General features: G+C 69.7%; 17 protein-coding genes. 6 read left to right on the top strand and 11 right to left on the bottom strand.

The features are described 5' to 3' along the window. Positions 1 to 24 precede the first annotated feature (24 nt). Together V5F74_RS14415 and V5F74_RS14410 are read right to left on the bottom strand one after the other, a co-directional pair. A complete protein-coding gene (locus V5F74_RS14415) occupies positions 25 to 1524 on the bottom strand; it encodes an MDR family MFS transporter (RefSeq protein WP_394008748.1) in 1500 nt (499 codons plus the stop codon). 140 nt (positions 1525 to 1664) lie between these two features. Continuing rightward, positions 1665 to 2837, bottom strand: coding sequence for a zinc-binding metallopeptidase family protein (locus V5F74_RS14410; protein WP_394008746.1), 1173 nt, complete (start codon positions 2835 to 2837; stop codon positions 1665 to 1667). 206 nt (positions 2838 to 3043) lie between these two features. Here V5F74_RS14410 and V5F74_RS14405 point away from each other — a divergent pair, with 206 nt between their 5' ends. After that, on the top strand, positions 3044 to 3511 hold the full coding sequence (locus V5F74_RS14405) for a DUF488 domain-containing protein (RefSeq protein ID WP_394008744.1): 468 nt from the start codon (positions 3044 to 3046) through the stop codon (positions 3509 to 3511). Here the strand turns inward: V5F74_RS14405 and V5F74_RS14400 are convergent. From V5F74_RS14400 to V5F74_RS14390, 3 genes are all read right to left on the bottom strand, one after another. Then, a complete protein-coding gene (locus tag V5F74_RS14400) occupies positions 3483 to 5135 on the bottom strand; it encodes an NTP transferase domain-containing protein (RefSeq protein ID WP_394008742.1) in 1653 nt (550 codons plus the stop codon). The genes V5F74_RS14405 and V5F74_RS14400 overlap by 29 nt on opposite strands. Then, complete coding sequence (locus V5F74_RS14395; RefSeq protein ID WP_394008740.1) at positions 5132 to 5830, bottom strand: XdhC family protein; 699 nt, start codon at positions 5828 to 5830, stop codon at positions 5132 to 5134. The genes V5F74_RS14400 and V5F74_RS14395 overlap by 4 nt, the downstream gene beginning before the upstream one ends. Positions 5831 to 5912: 82 nt before the next feature. Next, on the bottom strand, positions 5913 to 6236 hold the full coding sequence (locus V5F74_RS14390; protein WP_029558617.1) for an XdhC family protein: 324 nt from the start codon (positions 6234 to 6236) through the stop codon (positions 5913 to 5915). A gap of 62 nt (positions 6237 to 6298) precedes the next feature. On the opposite strand from V5F74_RS14390, the gene V5F74_RS14385 reads away from it, so the two are divergent. Next, positions 6299 to 7393, top strand: coding sequence for a lysine-2,3-aminomutase-like protein (locus tag V5F74_RS14385; RefSeq protein WP_394008737.1), 1095 nt, complete (start codon positions 6299 to 6301; stop codon positions 7391 to 7393). Beyond that, the gene (locus tag V5F74_RS14380; protein WP_394008735.1) at positions 7386 to 8252 is read left to right on the top strand and encodes a PCC domain-containing protein; all 867 of its coding nucleotides are present in this window, start codon (positions 7386 to 7388) and stop codon (positions 8250 to 8252) included. Before V5F74_RS14385 ends, V5F74_RS14380 begins: the two co-directional genes overlap by 8 nt. On the opposite strand, the gene V5F74_RS14375 is transcribed toward V5F74_RS14380, so the two are convergent. The 6 genes from V5F74_RS14375 to tpiA all read right to left on the bottom strand — a co-directional run bounded on the left by V5F74_RS14375 (position 8215) and on the right by tpiA (position 16868). Then, entirely contained in the window at positions 8215 to 9420 is a 1206-nt protein-coding gene (locus V5F74_RS14375) for a vWA domain-containing protein (protein WP_394008733.1), read from the bottom strand. The genes V5F74_RS14380 and V5F74_RS14375 overlap by 38 nt on opposite strands. Before the next feature lie 11 nt (positions 9421 to 9431). After that, positions 9432 to 10364: an AAA family ATPase gene (locus V5F74_RS14370; RefSeq protein ID WP_394008731.1), complete on the bottom strand. Its 933-nt coding sequence runs from the start codon at positions 10362 to 10364 to the stop codon at positions 9432 to 9434. 58 nt (positions 10365 to 10422) lie between these two features. After that, a complete protein-coding gene (locus V5F74_RS14365) occupies positions 10423 to 11928 on the bottom strand; it encodes an EAL domain-containing protein (RefSeq protein ID WP_394008730.1) in 1506 nt (501 codons plus the stop codon). 136 nt (positions 11929 to 12064) lie between these two features. After that, positions 12065 to 15574: a transcription-repair coupling factor gene (mfd, locus tag V5F74_RS14360; RefSeq protein WP_394008728.1), complete on the bottom strand. Its 3510-nt coding sequence runs from the start codon at positions 15572 to 15574 to the stop codon at positions 12065 to 12067. A gap of 63 nt (positions 15575 to 15637) precedes the next feature. Next, positions 15638 to 15934, bottom strand: coding sequence for an FAD assembly factor SdhE (locus V5F74_RS14355; RefSeq protein ID WP_024278918.1), 297 nt, complete (start codon positions 15932 to 15934; stop codon positions 15638 to 15640). 184 nt (positions 15935 to 16118) lie between these two features. Further along, entirely contained in the window at positions 16119 to 16868 is a 750-nt protein-coding gene (tpiA, locus tag V5F74_RS14350) for a triose-phosphate isomerase (protein ID WP_029558625.1), read from the bottom strand. A 175-nt stretch (positions 16869 to 17043) separates the two neighbouring features. Here tpiA and V5F74_RS14345 point away from each other — a divergent pair, with 175 nt between their 5' ends. From V5F74_RS14345 to V5F74_RS14335, 3 genes are all read left to right on the top strand, one after another. Further along, complete coding sequence (locus tag V5F74_RS14345) at positions 17044 to 18936, top strand: peptidylprolyl isomerase (RefSeq protein ID WP_394008725.1); 1893 nt, start codon at positions 17044 to 17046, stop codon at positions 18934 to 18936. Positions 18937 to 18948: 12 nt separating this feature from the next. After that, entirely contained in the window at positions 18949 to 20460 is a 1512-nt protein-coding gene (trpE, locus tag V5F74_RS14340; protein ID WP_394008723.1) for an anthranilate synthase component I, read from the top strand. Between the two features lie 272 nt (positions 20461 to 20732). Next, positions 20733 to 21365: an anthranilate synthase component II gene (locus V5F74_RS14335; protein WP_394008721.1), complete on the top strand. Its 633-nt coding sequence runs from the start codon at positions 20733 to 20735 to the stop codon at positions 21363 to 21365. The last annotated feature ends 4 nt before the right edge of the window (positions 21366 to 21369 follow it).

Genomic DNA, 21369 nt, shown 5'->3' with positions numbered 1-21369 from the left:
CGCGCCGTCCCGGCCGGGGCAGCATCACACGATGCTGCCCTCGCCCTCGCTGGCGTGGACCGACGTGCGCAGCGGCCGCTCCGGCAGGAACGCCAGCGCCACGGCCGCCAGCGCCGCCACCACCGTCATGGTGAGGAACACCCGGCTGAACGCGCCTGCGAGGCGCGCCGGTTCCGCGCTGCGCGCCAGGGTCTCGATATCCGCCGCCCCGCCCGTGGCCAGCGCGGCGAGAAGCACGGCGCCAAGCACGGCCACGGCCAGCGCGCCGCCGAGCTGGCGGAAGAAGGTCATGACGCCCGTCGTCGTGCCCATCAGATGCGGCTGCACCGCATTCTGGATGGACACCGTGCAGACCGGCAGCGCCGTGCCCAGACCCAGACCGATGACGACGAACAGCGCCAGGGCCAGCGCCAGCGGCATGGCCGGAACCAGACCGATCGCGAGGAGCCCGGCGGACGCGAGCGTCAGCCCGGCGAGGGCCGGACGCTTGTAATGGGCAAGGCGCGCCATGGAGCGCCCGGAGAGCACGGCCCCCATCACCACGCCGCCCATGAAGGGAATGAGCCCTAGGCCCGACTGGGTGGCGGAGAGGCCGCGCGCCGTCTCGAAATAGAGCGGCACGAAGATGGACAGGCCGACCATTCCCCCGAATGCGAGGAATGAGGCGATCATGCCCCATCCCACCACCTTGTCGGCGAGGAGGCCGAGGGGCAGGAACGGTTCCTGCGCCCGCCGCATCCGCCAGATGAACAGGGCCACGAAAACCGCCGCGCCGGCGAACAGGCCGAGGATGGGCGGCGAGCCCCAGGGCAGGCGCACACCGCCCCAGCCGAGGGCGAGGAGCAGCATCAGGCTCGCCACCGCCATCAGCGCCGCGCCCAGATAGTCCATGGCATGGCGGCGCTCGTGGCGCGGCAGATCGCGCAGCCGCCGCTCGGTGATGAGCAGCGCCACAAGGCCAATGGGCAGGTTGACCCAGAAGATGAGGGTCCAGCTGAGATATTGCGCAAACAGGCCGCCCAGCACCGGACCGGCAATGCTGGAGGCGGCGAACACGCCGGCGATCTGCGCCTGATAGCGCCCGCGCTCCCGCGGCGAGACCAGATCGGCGATGATGGTCTGGGACAAGGAGATAAGGCCCCCGCCGCCCAGCCCCTGCACCGCCCGCGCGATGATGAGGGCGAGCAGGTTCGGTGCCAGCGCGCAGGCCACGGAGGCCGCCGAGAACACGGCGACGGCCGTCAGCAGCATCACCCGCCGCCCGTGGATGTCGCTCAGCTTGCCGTAAAGCGGGGTCGCCACCGTCGCGGTCAGGAGATAGGCCGTGACCACCCAGGAGAGGTTGGCGAAGTCGCCGAACGCATCGCCGATGGTCGGCAGGGCCGTGGCCACGATGGTCTGGTCCAGCGCGCCCAGCAGCATGGCCAGCATCAGCCCGAAGATGATGCGGCGGATCTCGGCGTGGCTGGGTGGGGTCTTCGCCCCTGACGAAGCGTGGGGCGACTGGGGATCGATCTGGTTCATCGGGGGAATCGAACGACGGCGGAGGGACGACCATGGGTCGCCCGTTGCCATCCGATTGCAAGGCCGACGGGACGGAAGGGGCACCCCCATCCGCGCCCGCCCAGCTTCACGAGTGCGTGAAGGCGCACCCCGCCGACGCCTTACGCGACTGCGGCGATCGGGCTGCCCTCCGGCGCATCGGCGGCATTCTCGCCACGGCCCGGCGGCACCTCCTCGGTGACGGTCTCCGGCACCGGATCAGCTTCCACCTGCCGGTGGACCAGGCTGTGGATGAAGCCGACCTTCTCGATCACGCCCGGCCCGAGGATGAACGGATAGGCATCGGACATGCCGAGGCAGCGGTTGAGATTGTTGAGCGCGAACGAGATGGGCAGCCAGGAATCCACCATCTGCTGGATGGCGCAGGCGCGGTAGGGGTTGAAATCCACCTCCGCCCCCAGCTCGCCCGTGCGGTCGAGCCGCGGCTGCACGCGCATGCCGAAGGCGCCCGCCATCTCCAGCGTATCCACGATGTGGATGTAGTGCTTGAACGTCTCGGCGAAGTCCTCCCACGGATGGGCCGTGGCGTAGGCCGAGACATAGTTCATCTGCCAGTCGGGCTTGGGGCCATTGGCGTAATAGGCCTGCAGGGCCTCGCCATAATCCACCGTCTCGTCGCCGAAGAGGGCGCGGAAGGCCTGGAGGCGACCCGCGTCACGGACCAGCCGGTTCCAGTAATAATGCCCCGTCTCGTGGCGGAAATGGCCGAGCAGGGTACGGTAAAGCTCGCCAAGCTCCCCCTTGCGATGCTCGCGCTCGGCGTCGTCCGCCTCCGCGAGGGCGATGGTGATGAGGCCCTCGTCATGGCCGGTCATGATCTTCGGGGCCGAGCCGTCCGGATCGTCGGCGAGGAAGTCGAAGCAGAGGCCGCCCTCGCGGTCCTCGTTGTTCTCCAGCGGCAGGTTGAGGCGCAGGAGGGAATAGATGAGCCGGTGCTTTGCCACCTCCACCTTGCGCCACTTGCGCAGGTTTTCCAGCACCGTGAGGTCGGGCACCGTGCGGTTGTGACGGCAGGCCAGGCAGAATTCGCCTTCCTCCTCCGCCGGCATCAGCCAGTTGCAGGCATCGAACGCCGCATTGGCGCAGAAGCGGTAGCGCTGCTCGCCGCCGCGACCGATGGCGCGCCACACGCTGCTCTCGGCATCCCCCTCGCGCTCCAGCGGCACGAGGGCGTTGGCTTGCGGGATGTAGCCGAGATCGTGGCCGCACTTCTCGCAGCGGCGGTTTTCGAAATACAGGAGCTGATCGCAGGCGGCACAGCGAAACAGGCGCATGATGGGTCTCCCCCCAAGCCAGCGGCCGTCCTTGTACGACGCCCGCCCGGGTGGCTCTTGAACCCGGGAAGCGCCGCGCGGTTCCCCGTTCACCGCTGGCTCAGGCAAGAAAGTGAGCCTTTCACCGGCTCAAGTCCATTTCGCGCCTGCGAAACGCGCTCCGGGCGGGGATGACGGGTCGTCCGCCGCGCGGCATGATCCGATCCATGAGCAGCCGCAAAGACCCCACCGCCCTCTTCACCATCGGCTACGAGCAATCGACTCCCTCCGCCTTCCAGTCGGCGCTGGATGAGGCGAAGGTGGGCCTGCTGGTGGACGTGCGCGCCGTCGCGGCGTCACGCCGGCCGGGTTTCTCCAAGACGGCGCTGGCGGCGGGCATTGCCGAACACGGCGTCGCCTATGTCCACCTCAGGACGCTGGGCACGCCCAAGGAGGGGCGGCTCGCGGCGCGCAGCGGCGACCATGACGCGCTGATGCGAATCTATGACGCCCACCTCGCCACCGATCCCGCCAAGGCGGCGCTGGAGGAATTGGCCGAGCTGGCGCGGGGCCGGCGCATCTGCCTCATGTGCTTCGAGCGCCATGTGGAGGGCTGCCACCGGCTGCGGCTCGCGCAATTCCTGTGCGAGCGCCTCGATATCGGCGTCACGCACCTTCAGCCGGCGCCGTTCTGAGCTGCCGCTCGCCTTTGGCGGCGGCCTCGCGCGCCTCGGCGAGGAGGCGCGGCGTGTCCACGTCGAGGAAGGCGCCCTCCTCCGCCGCGACAGGCACTTCCGCCACCAGCTCGGCATTGGCGGCGAGAATGGCGCGGGCGCCCACATCCCCCTCCAGCGCCGCCAGTTCGGCGAAGAAGCGGCGCGACCACAGCACCGGATGCCCCCGCTGCCCGCCTTCCACCGGCGCCGCGATGAGCCGGCCGGACACAGGCGCATAGGCCGCCATGAGGCGATCGAGCAGACCGGGTGCGAGCAGCGGCATGTCGCCGAGCACCACCAGCGCGCCGGCCACCGTCTCCGGGACCGCGGCGATGCCGGCGCGCAGCGAGGAGGCCATGCCTGTCGCGTGATCGGGATTGTGGACGAAGATCACGTCGAGCCCCGCCAGCGCCGCCTCCACGCGACCGCGCTCGTGTCCGGTCACGACGATCACCGGCCGCGCGCGAGACGCCAGCGCCGCTTCCGCCACGCGGCGGATCACCGGCCGGCCGCCCACCTCCGCGAGCAGCTTGTTGATCCCCTCCCCCATGCGCGAGGAGCGGCCGGCGGCGAGGATGACGGCGGCGAACCCGTCCTCCGCCTCGTCGCTCTCGGCGCGGGGATGGGGGCGGGCGGCGATGTCCTGGAGCAGCCCGCCGGCGCCGAGCCGGGCGATGTCGCGCGCGCTCACTGCCAGCCCGGCGAGGAGGCGATGGAGGATGAAGTCGAAGCCGTTCTCCTTCGGGCTGCGCGCGCAACCCGGCGCGCCCAGCACCGGCACGGCGCCGAGCCGCCCCAGCATCAGGAGGTTGCCGGGGTCCACCGGCATACCGAGCCGCTGGACCTCTCCACCCGCCGCCACGAGCCCGGTGGGGATCACGTCGTTGCGGTCGGCGATGGCGGAGGCGCCGAAGACGATGACCAGCTCCGCACCGGCCGCGACCGCGTCCGTGAGCGCGACGGCGAGCGGCGCGGCGGCGTGCGGTAGGGTGCGGTGGGCGATCACCTCGGCCCCGGCGATCGCGAGGCGGGCGCGGGTGACGGCGAGCGTCTTCGCCACCACCTTATCGGCGAGGCCCGGCAGCAGGGTGGAAAGCACCGCCACGCGCTTCAGCCGGAACGGCGCGATGGCGATCACGCCCTGCGCCGCCGCGGCGGCTGCCTCCACGAGCGCACCCGGGACGGCATAGGGGATGATCTTCACCGTCCCCACCATGTTGCCGGCCGCCACCGCGCTGAAATCGCGCAGGGTGGCGAGGGTGATGGCCTCGTCCACCGCGTTGAAGGCGTCCAGCGCGGCATCCGAAATCCGCAGGACGCCGGAGGTGGCGGCGTAGAGATTGGCGCGGCCGGTGAAGGCCGTGTCGGGCCGCACATTGGCGCCTGCCACCGCATCGGCGAGGCGACGCGCGGCGGCATCCTCGGCCACATCCCCCGGCTCCATGCGGGCCGCGACCACCTCGGCGATACCGGCCGCCGCGAGACGGGCGATGTCGGCCGCCGTCAGGCGGGTGCCCTTCTTGATGGTGCCGCCCTCCAACCGCACGGAATGGGCGGCGACGGCGCCTTCGGCCTCGGCGAGCGGCAGGGGGCCAAATCTCACGCCGCCGCTCCCGCCGTGACGCTGGCGCCGGTGCGCAGGGCGCGGATCACCTCCGCCAGCACCGCGACCGCAATCTCCGCCGGACTGGAGGCGCCGATGTCCATGCCGATGGGCGCGTGGATGCGGCTGATGGCCTGCTGGGACAGACCCGCCGCCGCGAGCCGCTCCACCCTTTTGGCATGGGTACGCCGCGAACCGAGCGCGCCCACATAGAAGCACTCGGCCCGAAGGGCTGCCGCGATGGCCGGCTCGTCGATCTTCGGATCGTGGGTGAGCGCCACCAGCGCGGTGAAGGGATCGAGCCCGTAGGCCGGCAGCGCCTCCTCCGGCCATTCGGCGATCACCGGCACGTCCGGGAAGCGCTCGGGGGTGGCGAAGGCGGTGCGCGGATCGAGGATGGTGAGGTCGAAGCCGGCGAGCCGCGCCATGGGCGCCAGCGCCTGCGAGATGTGGACGGCGCCGATCACCAGCATGCGCGGCGGCGGCACATCCACCGCGAGGAAGACGCTGCCCTCCCCGGCCTTCCCGCTGCGACGCGCGGCGAGCGCCGCCGCGATCTCCGGCGCCAGCGGATCGGAGGCGAGGGTCGCGGCGGTGGCGAGGCGCTGGGCGCCGGTGGCAAGCTCGGTCACGACAACCGCCGCGCGGCGGGCGGCGCGTTCCGCATTCAGGGCCGCGAGCAGGTCGAGACGCATGGTGGTCCTCCCTCAGGGAGCATCCGGATCATCTTCCCCACTGAATATAACGCTTGGCGGCCTGCGTCACCGCCCGGCGTACTCAGTCCACCGGCTCCACATAGACGGCGATCTTGCCGCCACAGGAGAGGCCCACCTTCCAGGCGGTCTCGTCGGCGACGCCGAATTCCAGCGTGCGGGGCCTACCTGCCGCGATCACCTCCGCCGCCTCGCTCACCACCGCGCCTTCCACGCAGCCGCCGGAGACCGAGCCGAGGAAATTGCCCTCCGCATCGATGACGAGGCGGCTGCCCACCGGGCGCGGTGCCGAGCCCCAGGTTTCCAGCACGGTGGCGATGGCCACCCCCCGGCCCTCGCGGCGCCAGCGCTCGGCGGCGGCGAGAACATCGCTGTCGGTCACGTCCATGGGCGGCTCCCGTATCGATTTGGCATCCCGGCAGGCTTCCCATATAGCTGTCCGCCGAGCCGATGCCGAACCCTCTCAACAAACTTGTGTCCTTGGCCGCCCGTGATCAAGGGACGTTGCGCACCGCCGACGACCTGATCGGCGCCGGCCTCGCCGCGCCGGAGGCGCGCGCCGGGCTGGAAGAGGTGGCCGCCCGCTATGCCGTGGCGGTGACGCCCACGCTGGCCGCCGCCATCGATACGACAAACGCCTCCGACCCGATCGCCCGCCAGTTCGTGCCCGATGCCGCCGAGCTGAAGGTGCGCCCGGAAGAGCTGGCCGACCCCATCGGCGACGACGCCCATAGCCCCGTGCCGGGCGTGGTGCATCGCTATCCCGACCGGGCGCTCCTGAAGATCGTGGGCGTCTGCGCCGTCTATTGCCGCTTCTGCTTCCGCCGCGAGATGGTGGGGCCGGGCGCGGCCTCGCTTCTGTCGGACGATGCGCTGGAACAGGCGTTCGCCTATTTCGCCGCGCATCCGGACATCTGGGAGGTCATCCTCACGGGCGGCGATCCCTTCATGCTGTCGGCCCGGCGCATGGGCGAGGTGGTGGGGCGGCTTGCCGCCATCCCCCATGTGAAGATCGTGCGCCACCATACCCGCGTGCCCATCGCGGCGCCGGAGCGGGTGACGCCGGCCTTCGTTGCCGCACTCAAGGCGCCGGGCATCACGCCCTATGTGGCGGTGCATGTGAACCACGCACGGGAACTGACGCCCGCCGCCCGCGCGGCGCTGGCGCGGCTCGCCGATGCCGGCATTCCCCTGCTCTCGCAGACGGTGCTGCTGCGGGGGGTGAACGACGAGGCCGGGACGCTGGCCGAGCTCTTCCGTGCCCTCGTGGAATGCCGGGTGAAGCCCTATTACCTGCACCATCCCGACCTCGCCCCCGGCACAGGCCATTTCCGCCTGCCCATCGCCGAGGGGCAGGCACTGGTGCGGGCGCTGCGCGGGCGCCTTTCCGGCATCGCGCAACCGACCTACGTGCTCGATATCCCCGGCGGGGCCGGGAAAGTGCCGCTCACGCCGGGCCATCTGGCCGCGATCGAGGGCGGCTATCGGGTGAGCGACAATTGCGGCGGCCTGCACGCCTATGCCGATGAGGGAACGAATGGCTGAGCTTCGCCGCATCACCCAGCCCGGGCCGGTCGCCCCCCAGCGCATCGAGAGCGCGGTGGGCGCGCTGAAGGTGCTGGACTTCACCCTCCAGCCCGGCCTCACCATCAATGCCGCCATCTGCGGCCCGCTGCTGGAAGCCGGCATGGGCGCGGCGCAGGTGGAGATTTCCGGCGGTGCCTTCGGCCCCTTCACCTATGTGATGCCCGCCGCCTCGCCAGACGACACCCACGCCGCATGGTACAGCCGCGCCTTCTCGCCCGAGGGCAAGACAAAGCTGGAGCGCGGCAACGTCACCTTCGGGCGGAAGGAGGGCGCGCCCTTCATCCATTGCCATGCCTTCTGGATCGAGCCCGACGGCACCCGCCACGGCGGCCATGTCATGCCCCACGAGGCGGTGGTGGCCGAGCCCATCCGCGCCCGCGCCTATGGTGCGGCCGAGGTGGAGACGTCAGCCGATTACGACCCCGAGACCAACTTCCCCCTCTTCACCCCCCACGCGGTGAATGCGCCGGCCGATGGCCCCCGCATCGCCTTCGCGCGGGTGCGGCCCAACACCGAGCTGTTCGGGGCGGTGGAGGACATCTGCCGCCGCCATGGCTTCAAGGGCGGGCGGCTGCGCGGCGGGGTGGGCAGCATCATCGGTGCGCGCTTCCATGATGCGCCGGAGGTTGAGGACTATGCCACCGAGGTCTTCGTGACCAACGGCGTGATCGCCCCCGATGCGACGGGCATGCTCGTCGCCGACATCTCCCTCTCCCTCGTCGGCCTCTCCGGCGTGCTCGCCGAGGGGCGGCTGGTGCGGGGGGAGAACCCTGTTCTCATCACCTTCGAGCTGGCAGTGGAAGAGACCGCCGGCTGAGCGGGCCGGACAGGGCCGTCACAAGGCTTTCCAGGCTTTTGAGATCGTGGACGGGGCGCATCTCGTCCACCTGCGGCAGCATGGCGGCGACGCCCTGCGCCTTCGGCTCGAACCCTTCGTAGCGCAAAAGCGGGTTGAGCCAGACGAGCCGGCGGCAGGAGCGCTTGAGGCGGGCCATCTCGCCCGACAACGTGTCGTCCACCTCCCGCTCCAGACCATCGGTGAACAGCAGAACGACAGGGTTCTGCGCCGTCACCCGCCGCGACCACTCCACATTGAAGGCGCGCAGCGAGGCGGCGATGCGGGTGCCCCCCGCCCAGTCCTGTGCCGAGGCGGAGACGGCGGCCAGCGCCGCATCGGGATCGCGCCGCGCAAGTTGCCGCGTGACGTTGGTGAGGCGGGTGCCGAACAGGAAGACGGACACCTTCCGCCGCGCCCCGAGCGCATGGAGAAAGGAGAGGATGGGCCGGGAATAATCCGCCATGGAACCCGAGATATCCACCAGCGCCACCACCGGCGGCGGCTTCTCCTTCGGGCCGCGATGCTTCAGCAGCACGAGGTCGCCGCCCGTCGCCACGGCGGCGCGCAGGAAGGCGCGCAGATCGAGCCGGCGGCCCTTGGGATCGGCGACGAGGCGTCGGGTGCGGGCATAGTCGTCCGGCATCCGCAATTGCGCGATGCGGCGGCGCGCCTCGGCGAGTTCGGCGGCCGACATCTGCGCGAAATCCTTGGTGCGCAGCACGTCCTCGACGGAGGCGGAGAGGCGCGCCTCCACCTCCACGCGGGGCTTTTCCACCTGCCGCTCGGTCCCGACCCCGGCGAACAGCGCCTCCTCCACCCGCCGGAGCACGCTCTCGCGCTTCTGCTCGCGCTGCGGCACGGCCACCGGCGAGAGCATGGCGATGAGCCGTTCCTGATGCGCCCGGCGGCGCCAGAACAGGCGGAAGGCCTGATCGAACACCACGCTATCCTCGTGGCGCGACACGAAGAGGGCGTGGAGGGTCCAGTAGAAATCCTCGCGGGCGCCGACGCCCGCCATCTCCACCGCCGCCACCGCGTCGAGGATGCGGCCCGGCCCCACCTTCAGGCCGGCGGCGCGCAAAGCGCGGCCGAACCAGGCGATGTTTTCAGCGAGCCGCCCGTCTTCAGCGGCGGTCGCAGCGGTCACATACGTGCCGTTCACTCCGCCGCGCGCGAGGCTTGCCGCGCCTCCTCGATGAGGCGCTCGATGCGGGGCGCGTCGGTGCGGGCGATGTCGTCCTGATATTTGAGCAGCACGCCCAGCGTGTCGCCCACGAGGCCCGGATCGAGCGAAACTGCATTCAGCTCCACCAGCGCCGAGGCCCAGTCCAGCGTCTCGGCGACGCCGGGCACCTTGAACAGGTCTTCCTTGCGCAGCGCCTGCACGAAGGCCACCACCTCGGCCGAGAGCCGCGCTGGGGCATTGGGCAGGCGGGCGCGCAAGATCTCCATCTCGCGGGCGGCGTCGGGATAATCCACCCAGTGATAGAGGCAGCGCCGCTTGAGGGCGTCGTGGATTTCCCGCGTGCGGTTGGAGGTGAGGAGCACGATGGGCGGGGCGGCGGCCTTGATGGTACCCAGCTCCGGGATCGTCACCTGATGGTCGGAGAGCACTTCCAGCAGGAAGGCCTCGAAGGCTTCATCCGTGCGGTCCAGCTCATCCACCAGCAGAACGGGCGGGCCTTCCGTGTGCGGCTCCAGCGCCTCCAGAAGGGGACGGCGCAGCAGGTAGCGGTCGGAGAAGATGTCGGCGGCGATGGCGCCCTTGTCGCTCTCCCCGGCCGCTTCCGCGAGGCGGATGGCGATCATCTGGGCGGCGTGGTTCCACTCGTAGACGGCGGCCGAAAGGTCCAGCCCTTCATAGCATTGCAGACGGATCAGCCGGCGCCCGAGGGCCGCGGCCAGCGCCTTCGCCACCTCGGTCTTGCCGACGCCGGCCTCGCCCTCCAGCAGCAGCGGGCGGCCCATGCGCAGCGCGAGGAAGACGACGGTGGAGAGCGCCCGGTCGGCCACATAGCCCTGCCCGGCCAGCAGCCGGCCGGTGTCGTCGATGGAGCCGGGCAAGGCGCCCCGTGTCGCGTCTGCGGTCATGGGGAGAGTAGAGCATGGGGCGGGAAACCGGCCAAGCGGGGGTAAGCCCCGCCGTCGGTCAGGCCGGACGGGCTGGCGCCGGCAGCGCCGGCAGCCCGTCCAGCAGCGCCTCAAGCTCGATCGGGCGGGAGAACAGGAAGCCCTGCGCGAAGCGGATGCCGCAACTGCGGATGCGTTCAAGCTGCCGCTCGGTCTCGATGCCTTCGGCGATGATGAGGACGCCGAGGTCGCGCAGCAGCGGCACCATGGCCTCCAGCATGTGCGGCTCGGTCCACGCCTCCTCGCGCAGGAAGGAGCGATCGATCTTGACGAAATCGACCTCGATCATGCCGAGCAAAGCGAGATTGGAGAAGCCGACGCCGAAATCATCGACCGCGATCTGCGCGCCGCGATGGCGCAGGCTGCGCAGCACCTCGCCGAGGGCCGGAGCATCATAATCGAGCGCCTGGCGCTCGGTCAGCTCGAACACCACCTGGCAGAGCGCCAGCGGGCGCGTGCCGAAGGCCTCGTCTGCCATCTGCACGAGGCGCGTGTCGCTGAACTGGACGGGCGGCACGTTCACGGCGAGCGAGAAATCGGGAACCTTCTGCGACATATGGGAGAGATCCCGCGCCGCCTGCAGCAACACCCACCGCGTGGTGTCATGGATGAGGGGGCTGGTCTCGATCCAGGGGATGAAAGAGTTCGGCATCAGCACGCCGTGGCGGGCATGCCGCCAGCGCAACAGCGCTTCAGCTCCCACCCAGTTGCGCGACGCCACATCCACCAAAGGCAGGTAGGCGAGGAAGAAGTCCCCGCGCCGCAGGGCATTGCGCACCTGCCCCTCCACCGAAAGACGCCGCCGCACCAGCGACATGGGTCCGAACCACAGTGCGATCCCCAACCCCGAGATCAGGCTGAGCTGTAGCGGCACGGTGGCCAGCCACTGGTGGACCAGGCTGGATTCCGGCACGTTGATGACAACCACCACCGGCCACTTGTGTGATTGAGCCTTGAGCTCCACGGGCGAGACGAACATGGACAGGACACCGGCAACGGTCGCGTCGCCCGTGTCCTGCGGCGTCGCTGGCATGGACCGGCCCAACTGGACGGAGAGCAGGCGATGGCGGACGCCCTCGTCCGCCTCCGGCGGGACCACCGCTTCAAGGAGGCAGGCCCCGTTGAGATCGAGCAGCAGCCTGCGACCGTCACCGAGATCCAGAGGTATCTGCACCGGGTCCCGATCCGACATTCCGGCGCACAACTCGTCCAGGGAAACCGCCGACCGCACCGTACAGGCGTCGCCCTGCCGCCCCTGGAACTCAACATTCAGCAGGGGCGCCGTGCCCAATTGCTGCCTTAGGCCGCGAACACCTTCCGGGCTGCACAGATCTTTGGAGTGGCCGGCGGCATCACGCACCAGACCCGCAAGGCGGTCGAGGTTGCGGTCGGTCCATTGGGCGAGGTTGAGAGCCTGCGTGTGGTAGCGCTGGACGACCCCCGATCTCATCCTCTGGAAGTCGAGCATGAGATAGACGGCCGCGACGAGGCAGACAGTCGCGACGAACACGACAGGCACCATCATCTCGAGATGTTTCGGCCAGAGGCGCCGGCGCCAAGACTGCACGTCCCCCATCCCGCATCACCACCCCTAGTGGAACTTGTTTCTCCAAACCAAGGCCACGTTGTAATTGATCCGGGATGTACCAGAACACCTGAAACTACGCTAATCCTTTCCGTGCGGAAAGATCTGCGAGCTTCTTCAACACGGTGAGGGTGCCCTTCAGCCGGTGCTCGGCGTTCGGCCAGTCGCGCAGGAACACGACCTTGAAGTCGGGGCGCACCTTGGCCTGCGAGCCCTCGTTGGCGATGAGCTTCACGAGGCCCGAGGGGTCCGAGAACTCGTTGCCACGGAAGGTGAGCACCACGCCCTTGGGGCCGGCGTCCACCTTCTCCACATTGGCCTTGCGGGCCAGCGCCTTGATCTGGGTGAGCTTCAGAAGCTGGCCCACCTCCTCCGGCGTGGGGCCGAAGCGATCCACCAGTTCGGCGCCGAAGGAGTCGATCTCGGCATCGTCCTGGATGTCGGCGAGGCGGCGGTAGAGGGCGAGGCGGACGTGGAGGTCGGCCACATAATCCTCGGGGATCAGCACCGGCATGCCGATGGTGATGTTGGGCGACCACTTGTCGTCCACATAGTCGGTGATGCCGGCCTTGATGTGGGCGATCGCCTCCTGGAGCATCTCCTGGTACAGCTCGTAGCCCACTTCCTTGATGTGGCCGGACTGCTCGTCGCCCAAGAGGTTGCCGGCGCCGCGGATGTCGAGGTCGTGGCTCGCCAGCTGGAAGCCGGCGCCCAGCGTCTCCAGGGATTGCAGCACCTTCAGCCGGCGTTCCGCCTGCACCGTCACCGGCTTGGTGGCCGGCACGGTGAAGATGGCATAGGCGCGCGCCTTGGCCCGGCCGACGCGGCCGCGCAGCTGGTAGAGCTGGGCGAGGCCGAACATGTCCGCCCGGTGGACGATGAGCGTGTTGGCGTTCGGGACGTCGAGGCCACTCTCCACGATGGTGGTGGAGAGCAGCACGTCATACTGCCCATCGTAGAAGGCGGTCATGATGTCTTCGAGCGCGCCGGCGGCGAGCTGGCCGTGGGCTACCGCCACCTTCACCTCGGGCACCGAGGCGGCCAGAAACTCCCGCACCTCGGCGAGGTCCTCGATGCGCGGCACCACATAGAAGCTCTGGCCGCCGCGATAGCGCTCGCGCAGCAGCGCCTCGCGCACCACCAGCGGATCGAACGGTGTGATGAAGGTGCGCACCGCGAGGCGGTCCACCGGCGGGGTGGCGATGATGGAGAGTTCGCGCACCCCGGTCATGGCCAGTTGCAGCGTGCGGGGAATGGGCGTGGCGGTCAGCGTCAGCACATGCACCTCGGCGCGCAGCTGCTTCAGCCGCTCCTTGTGGGCGACGCCGAAATGCTGCTCCTCGTCGACGATGACGAGGCCGAGATCCTTGAAGGCGATGCCCTTGCCCAGCAGAGCGTGGGTGCCGACCACGATGTCGAGCGTGCCGTCCGAAATGCCCTTCTTGACCGCGGTGAGGTCCTTGCCCGTCACCATGCGGGAAGCCTGCCCCACCTGCACCGGCAGGCCCTTGAAGCGGTCGGAGAAGGTCTTGAAATGCTGGCGGGCGAGGAGCGTGGTGGGCACCACCACCGCCACCTGCTTGCCGGAAAGCGCCACCGCGAAGGCGGCGCGCAGGGCCACTTCCGTCTTGCCGAAGCCCACGTCGCCGCAGATCAGCCGGTCCATGGGGTGGCCGGAGGCGAGGTCGTCCAGCACCGAGTCGATGGCGGCTTCCTGGTCGTCCGTTTCCTCATAGGGGAAGCGGGCGCGGAACTCGTCATAGAGGCCCATGGCCGGCACCAGCTTGGGCGCCTCGCCGAGCTGGCGCTGGGCGGCGATCTTGATGAGTTCGGACGCCATCTCACGGATGCGCTTCTTCATCCGCGCCTTGCGCTGCTGCCAGGCGCCGCCGCCCAGCTTGTCCAGCTGCGCTTCCGTCTCCTCCGAGCCGTAGCGGCTCAGGAGTTCGAGATTCTCCACCGGCAGGAACAGCTTGTCGCCGCCGGCATAATGCAGCTCCAGACAATCATGGGGCGCGCCCATGGCCTCGACGGTCTTCAGGCCGATGAAGCGGCCGATGCCGTGGTCCACATGCACCACGAGGTCGCCGGCGGTGAGCGCGGTCAGTTCCGTGAGCACATCCTGCGGGCGGCGCGCCTTGCGCTTGGGGCGCACGAGGCGGTCGCCGAGGATGTCCTGCTCGCCGATGACGGCGAAGTCCGGCGTCTCGAAGCCAGCTTCCACGCCGAACACGGCGAGCGCCGCCTGGTTCTTCGGCAGGGCCGCGAGGCTGTCGAAGCGCGAGATGGCCGCGCAGCCCTTCAGGCCATGGTCGGCGAGCACGGTGCCCAGCCGCTCACGCGAGCCCTCTGACCAGCCGGCGAGGATGACCTTCTTGGACTTCTGCAAATCCCTGACATGGGCAATGGCCGCGTCGAAGACGTTTGCGTCCTGGTCCGCCCGCTCGGCCGCGAAGGAGCGGCCCTGAACGCCGCCGAGGTCGATGATCTTCCCCGCCCCGCCTTCCGGCACGGCGAACGGCGAGAGCCGGGCGAGACGCATGCCGGCGAGGGCCTTCGACCATTCCGGCCCCTGAAGATAGAGCCGGTCCGGCGGCAGCGGATTGTAGATCGGTCCGCCGCTGAGGTCCTGCGCCTGCCGGCGGGCGTCGTAATAGTCGGCGATCTGGGCGATGCGCTCGCCGCCGGCTTCCTCGGCGAGCGGATCGAGGAGCAGGGTTCCGCCTTCGAGATAGTCGAACAGCGTGTCCATGCGCTCGTGGAATAGCGGCAGCCAATGCTCCATGCCGGCGTGGCGGCGGCCCTCGCTCACGGCCTCATAGAGGGTGTCGCCCTTCTGGGCGGCGCCGAACTGGGCGATGTAGGCCATGCGGAAGCGGCGCATGGTGTCGGTGGTGAGCTGGAACTCGGCCATGGGCACCAGCTCAAGCGCGCGAAGCTGGGAGGTGGTGCGCTGGGTCTCGGGATCGAAGGCGCGGATGCTCTCCAGCGTGTCGCCGAAGAAATCGAGCCGGATGGGCGCGTCGAGGCCGGGCGGGAACAGGTCGATGAGGCCGCCGCGCACCGCATATTCGCCGGTGTCGCGCACGGTGGGGGTGCGCAGGAAGCCGTTCTGCTCGGCCCACTCGGTGATGCCATCCAGCGCGATGGCATTGCCCGGCGCCGCCACCAGCGACTGCGACGCCACCAGCCCCTTGGCCGGCACGCGCTGCACCGTGGCGTTGACGGTGGTCAGCAGCACGCTCGCCGCCCCGCCCTTGATGCGGGCGAGCTTCGCCAGCGCCGCCATGCGCCGCGCCACGATGGAGGCGTTGGGCGAGGCCCGGTCATAGGGCAGGCAATCCCACGAGGGGAAGGAGATCACCTCCAGCTCGGGAGCGAAGAAAGCGAGGCCCCGCTCCAGCGCCGCCATGCGCTGGCCGTCGCGGCAGACCACCGTCAGGCTCGGCCAGGGGGCGTTCTTGCCCGCCGCGATGGAGCGCGCGAGGTCCGCGACCACCATGCCCTCCATGCCGTCGGCGACGCGCGAGAGGGTCAGCGGCCGGCCTTCGGCCAGCACGTCGGCGATGGGCAGGGGACGCTTCAAGACAGGAACTCCGGAAGGACGGCGGGGGCGGAAGATCAGCCCGGCAAGATCAGCCCAGCAAGATCAGCCCGGCAGCCCGCGGCCCGAGAAATGGAAGGCGCAGATCTTGCGGAACAGCTCGGTGTCGAATTCCGGCGGGATCGGTTCGGTGCCGCTCACCCAGGCGAAGACCTTCTGGTCCTCGGGCTCCAGCAGCTCCTCGAAATCAGCGAGTTCCGCGTCCGACAGCGCGGTGATCTCGGCATCGGCGAAGCCGCCGAGAATGAGGTCCATCTCGCGCATCCCGCGATGGCGGGCCCGGAACAGGACGCGGCGGCGCCGCTCGTCGAGGCCGTCGCTGGACCTGATGATGCCGGACATGAGGGGACCTCCAAAGCAAGGCGACGGCCGGGCCCTGCGGCCCGTCCGACACCGGCATATAGGGGCTTGTCCCCCGTCTTGGCCAGTGGGCACGGGGGATGGCGGCTGGTCGCGGCCGTTTGGCCAGCACCGGCCGAACGCGCGCTCCCGTCGCGGGAGTGGGTTGGAAGAGGGAGAAGAGCCCTCAGCCCACCGCCCGGGCGATAGCGAGGAAATCGGCCGCCTTGAGGCTGGCGCCGCCCACCAGCGCGCCGTCCACATCAGCGGTGGCGAGCAGGGCGGCCGCGTTGTCCGGCTTCACCGAGCCGCCATAGAGGATGCGGATGCCGTTCGCCTCGGCGCCGAAGCGCTCGCCGAGAATGTGGCGGATGGCGCCATGCACCTCGGCCACGTCGTCGGTGGTGGGGGTGCGGCCGGTGCCGATGGCCCAGATGGGCTCGTACGCGACAACAAGGTTCGCCGCCGTCGCGCCATCCGGTACCGACTGGCGCACCTGCCGCGTCACCACGGCAGCGGCTTCCCCGGCATCACGCTCCACCAGCGTCTCGCCCACGCAGACCACCGGGAGCAGCCCGGCCCGCCACGCCGCCTTCACCTTGGCCTTGACGATGGCGTCGCCCTCCTGGTGGTCGATGCGGCGCTCGGAATGGCCGAGAATCACCGCCACCGCGCCCGCGTCGCGCAGCATCTCGGCGGAGATGTCGCCGGTATGGGCGCCGCTCTCGGCCGGGTGGCAGTCCTGCCCGCCGATCATCAGCTGGGTGCCCGCGACGTCGGCGGCGAAGGCGCCGATGAGGGTGAAGGGCGGGCAGATCATGGTTTCCGCCGAAAGGCCGGCGAGGCCGGCCGCCACGGTCCGCAACTCGGACTTGGCCGCCCGCAGGCCGTTCATCTTCCAGTTGCCTGCGATCAGGGGGCGGCGTTCGGCCGTCATAGCGGTTCCTCCGGGTTTTGCAGCAGCAGCAAGGCTCACGTAGGGGCCTCACGTACCAGAGCGGCGCGCCCGCTGGAAAGGGGTGCGACCATGCGCCGTTGCGAGGCCCCCTCCCCCTCCCTATGATGCGCCGCTTCCGCGCCGGGGCCCCCGGCGCTCTTCGAACGAATGAACGATGGTCCTTCAGACACTCCGCAAGGGCGCCTCCGGCTGGATCGCCAAGATTTTCCTCGTCGTGCTCACCCTCAGCTTCGTGGTCTGGGGCATCGCCGACGTGTTCCGCGGCATGGGCGCGTCATCTGTCGCGAGCGTCGGCGGCACCGAGATTTCGGCGCAGGTGTTCCGCCAGCAGTATCTCGACCAGCTCCAGCGGATCAGCCGGCAGGCCGGCCGTGCCATCACGCCCGAGCAGGCGCGCGCTTTCGGGCTCGACCGGCAGGTGCTGAACCAGATGATCGCCGACGCGACGCTGGACGCCGAGGCCGCCCGCCTCTCGCTCGCCGTGTCCGACGCGCAGATCGCCCGCGAGATCGCGGAAAACCCGAACTTCCGCGCCCCCGGCGCCAAGGCGTTCGACCCCGGCTATTTCCAGCAGATTCTGCGCTCGAATGGCCTGACGGAGCAGCGCTTCGTCGCCAGCGAGAAGCAGCGCCAGGTGCGTGACCAGCTCCTGCAGGCGCTCGGCGCCGGCGTCTCGGTGCCGCAGGTGCTGCTGGAGGCGGTCAACCGCTTCGAGGGTGAGACCCGCACCGCCTCCTATATCCGCGTGACCCCGGCCGCCGCCGGCACCCTGCCCGCGCCCACCGAGGAGGCGCTGCGCGCCTATTTCGATGCGCACAAGCTGGCGTTCCGCGCCCCCGAATACCGCAAGATCAGCGTGCTCGCGCTGACGCCCGCGACCCTTTCCGCCGCCATCACCGTGACCGACGCGGACGCCAAGGCCGACTACGACCGCACCATCGCCCGCTTCGGCAAGCCGGAGACGCGCGAAGTACAGCAGATCGTCTTCACCAGCGCCGCCGATGCGGCGGCCGCGGAAGAGAAGATCAAGGCCGGCGCGACCTTCGCCGACATCGCCACGGCGCGCGGTCTGACGCCGAAGGACACCGACCTCGGCCTCGTCGCCAAGTCCGCCATCCTCGATCCGAAGATCGCCGATGCCGCCTTCTCCCTCGCGGACGGCGCGGTGAGCGGCCCGGTGGAAGGGCGCTTCGGCACGGCGCTGGTGCATGTCACCAAGATCGTGCCGGGCGCCTACCAGCCGTTCGAGCTGGTGAAGCCGCAGATCGTCTCCGAGCTGCAGCTGGACAAGGCCAAGCGCATCATCCTCGACATGCACGACAAGGTGGAGGACGAGCGCGCCTCCGGCGCCACCCTCCAGGAAGCCGCGCAGAAGCTGGGCCTCAAGGTCCAGAGCTTCGACGTGGACCGTTCCGGCCACGACACGGCGGGCGCTTCGGTGGACGTGCCCGGCGGAGCGGACGTGATCTCCGGCGCCTTCGCCGCCCAGCCGGGCGTCGAGACCGACACGGTGCAGCTGCCCCAGGGCGGCGGCTTCGTGTGGTACGAGACCGCCGCCATCACCCCCGCCCGCGACCGCACCTTCGAGGAGGCCAAGGACGCCGTGACTGCCCGCTACACCGAGGCGGAGACGGAAAAGGCGGTGGAAGCCAAGGCCAAGGAGCTGATGGACAAGGCGAAGGCCGGAACGCCCCTCGCCCAGGTCTCCGCCGAGGCGGACATTCCGCTCCAGATCGCCGAGGGCCTGCACCGCGGCCGCGCGGAAGGCCCGTTCAGCGCCGAGAGCGTCACCTCCGTGTTCGACGTGAAGGAGGGCGGCTTCGGCATCGCCCTCGGCGCGCCCGAGCCGGACCGCATCGTGTTCCAGGTGACGAAGGTGGAGGTGCCGCAGCAGATGCCCGACACCAGCCGCGTCAGCCAGGAGCTGTCGCGCCAGCTGGAGAATGACGTGCTGGTGCAATACCTCGCCGCCATCCAGAAGGAGCTGGGCGTGAAGATCAACGAGCGCCTGTTCGCCCAGGCGGTCGGCACCAACCCGGCGAACTGAAGGCCGGCGCCCGTGAACGCACCCACCGACTTCGACCTCTTCGCCTCGCGCTACCTCAGGGGCGAGGCGCAGGTGGTCTCGACCACCCTCGTCGCCGATCTGGAAACTCCGGTCTCGGCCTTCCTCAAGCTCGCCGGCGACCAGCCCAACGCCTTCCTGCTCGAATCCGTCGAGGGCGGGCAGGCGCGCGGGCGCTATTCCATGATCGGGATGAAGCCCGATCTCATCTTCCGCGCCTCCGGCGACGTCGCCGAGATCAACCGGACGCCGGATGCCGACAAGACCGCCTTCGTGCCCTGCGCCGAGCCGCCGCTGAAGGCCCTGCGCACCCTTCTGGCCGAATCCGCCATCGAGCTGCCGGAGGGCGCCCCGCCCATGGCGGCGGGCGTGTTCGGCTATCTCGGCTACGACATGGTGCGGCAGATGGAGAAGCTTGGCTCGGCCAAGCCCGATCCCATCGGCGTGCCCGAGGCGCTGCTCATCCGGCCCACCATCATGGTGGTGTTCGATGCGGTGAAGGACGAGCTGACCGCCGTCACCCCCGTGCGGGCGAAGGAGGGTGTCTCCCCCCGCGCAGCGTGGGAAGCGGCGATCGAGCGCCTCGACCAGGTGGTGGCGGACCTCGACCGCGCCATCGCCCACCCGGCGCCGGATCCGTTCCACGGCGAAGTCTCGCAGGCCTCCAACACCAGCGCTGCGGAATTCTGCGCCATGGTGGAGAAGGCGAAGGACTACATCCGCGCCGGCGACATCTTCCAGGTGGTGCTGTCCCAGCGCTTCGAGAGCGCGTTCACCCTGCCGCCCTTCGCCCTCTACCGGGCGCTCCGGCGGGTGAACCCGGCGCCGTTCCTCGTCTATCTCAACTTCGACGGCTTCTCGGTGGTGTGCTCCTCGCCGGAAATCCTCGTGCGGGTGCGCGACGGGAAAGTCACGATCCGCCCCATCGCCGGCACCCGCAAGCGCGGCGCCACCCATGCCGAGGACGAGGCGCTGGCGCAGGAGCTGCTCGCCGATCCCAAGGAGCGCGCCGAGCATCTGATGCTGCTGGACCTCGGCCGCAATGATGCCGGCCGCGTCTCGCGCGTCGGCACGGTGAAGGTGACGGACTCGTTCTTCATCGAGCGCTACAGCCAGGTCATGCACATCGTCTCCAACGTGGAAGGCGCCATCGATCGGCGCTTCGATGCGGTGGACGCTCTGGCGGCCGGCTTTCCCGCCGGCACGGTCTCCGGCGCGCCCAAGGTGCGGGCCATGGAGATCATCGACGAGCTGGAGAAGGACAAGCGCGGCATCTATGCCGGCGCCATCGGCTATTTCGGCGCCAACGGCGAGATGGACACCTGCATCGTCCTGCGCACGGCGGTGGTGAAGGACGGGCGCATGTTCGTCCAGGCCGGCGCCGGCATCGTCTACGACTCGGTGCCCGAAAGCGAGCACCAGGAGTGCGTGAACAAGGCCAAGGCCCTGTTCCGCGCCGGCGAGGAAGCCGTCCGCTTCGCCGCCCGCGCCGGCAAGGGGCAGTGAGGGGATGGAGATGGGGATGACACGTCGCGAGCGATGGTGAAGCGGGAGCAGCCCTGACTCCCTCTCCCCTTGCGGGAGAGGGCCGGGGTGAGGGGTTCGCGCCGCTTGCACGAGGGCCGGGACGGCTGAGCCGCCCCCTCACCCCCAACCCCTCTCCCGCAAGGGGAGAGGGGAGCTACGCGAGTTACCTGCCCATCACCATTGACCGCCCGTCATTCCTCGCCTTAACACCCGCCATTCCCGCACAGCGCGGCGCGGGGCCGGAGTTCCAGATGTCCGCCACACAGGTTTCGGCCAATCCCTCCCCGAAGGTCACGCTGATCGATAATTACGACAGCTTCACCTACAACCTCGTCCATTATCTCGGCGAGCTCGGCGCCACCGTCACCGTCCACCGCAACGACACCGTGAGCGTGGAGGAGGTGCTGGCCGAGAAGCCGGACGCTATCGTGCTGTCCCCCGGCCCCTGCACGCCCAACGAGGCGGGCATCTGCCTCGATCTCATCGCCAACGCGGGGGACAAGGTGCCGATGTTCGGCGTCTGCCTTGGCCATCAGGCCATCGGGCAGGTGTTCGGCGGCGACGTGGTGCGCGCGCCCTCCCCCATGCACGGCAAGATGAGCGAGATCCTGCACGAGGGCAAAAGCGTCTTCCGCGGCCTCAACCATTCCTTCCAGGCGACGCGCTATCATTCCCTGATCGTCGAGCGGGACACCCTGCCGGACGCGCTGGAGGTGACGGCCCACACCGAAGACGGCCTCATCATGGGCCTCGCCCACAAGAGCCTGCCCATCCACGGCGTGCAGTTCCATCCCGAGAGCATCGCCTCGGAGAACGGGCACGCGCTGATCCGCAATTTTCTCGAGATCGCCGCCGCCTTCAACGCTGAGAAGGCCAAGGGCTGAGACG

Source organism: Xanthobacter aminoxidans (assembly GCF_043193615.1).
Taxonomy (GTDB): Bacteria; Pseudomonadota; Alphaproteobacteria; order Rhizobiales; family Xanthobacteraceae; genus Xanthobacter; species Xanthobacter aminoxidans.
Note: the sequence above shows the minus strand (reverse complement) of the source record. Positions and strands in the feature narration are given on the sequence as shown.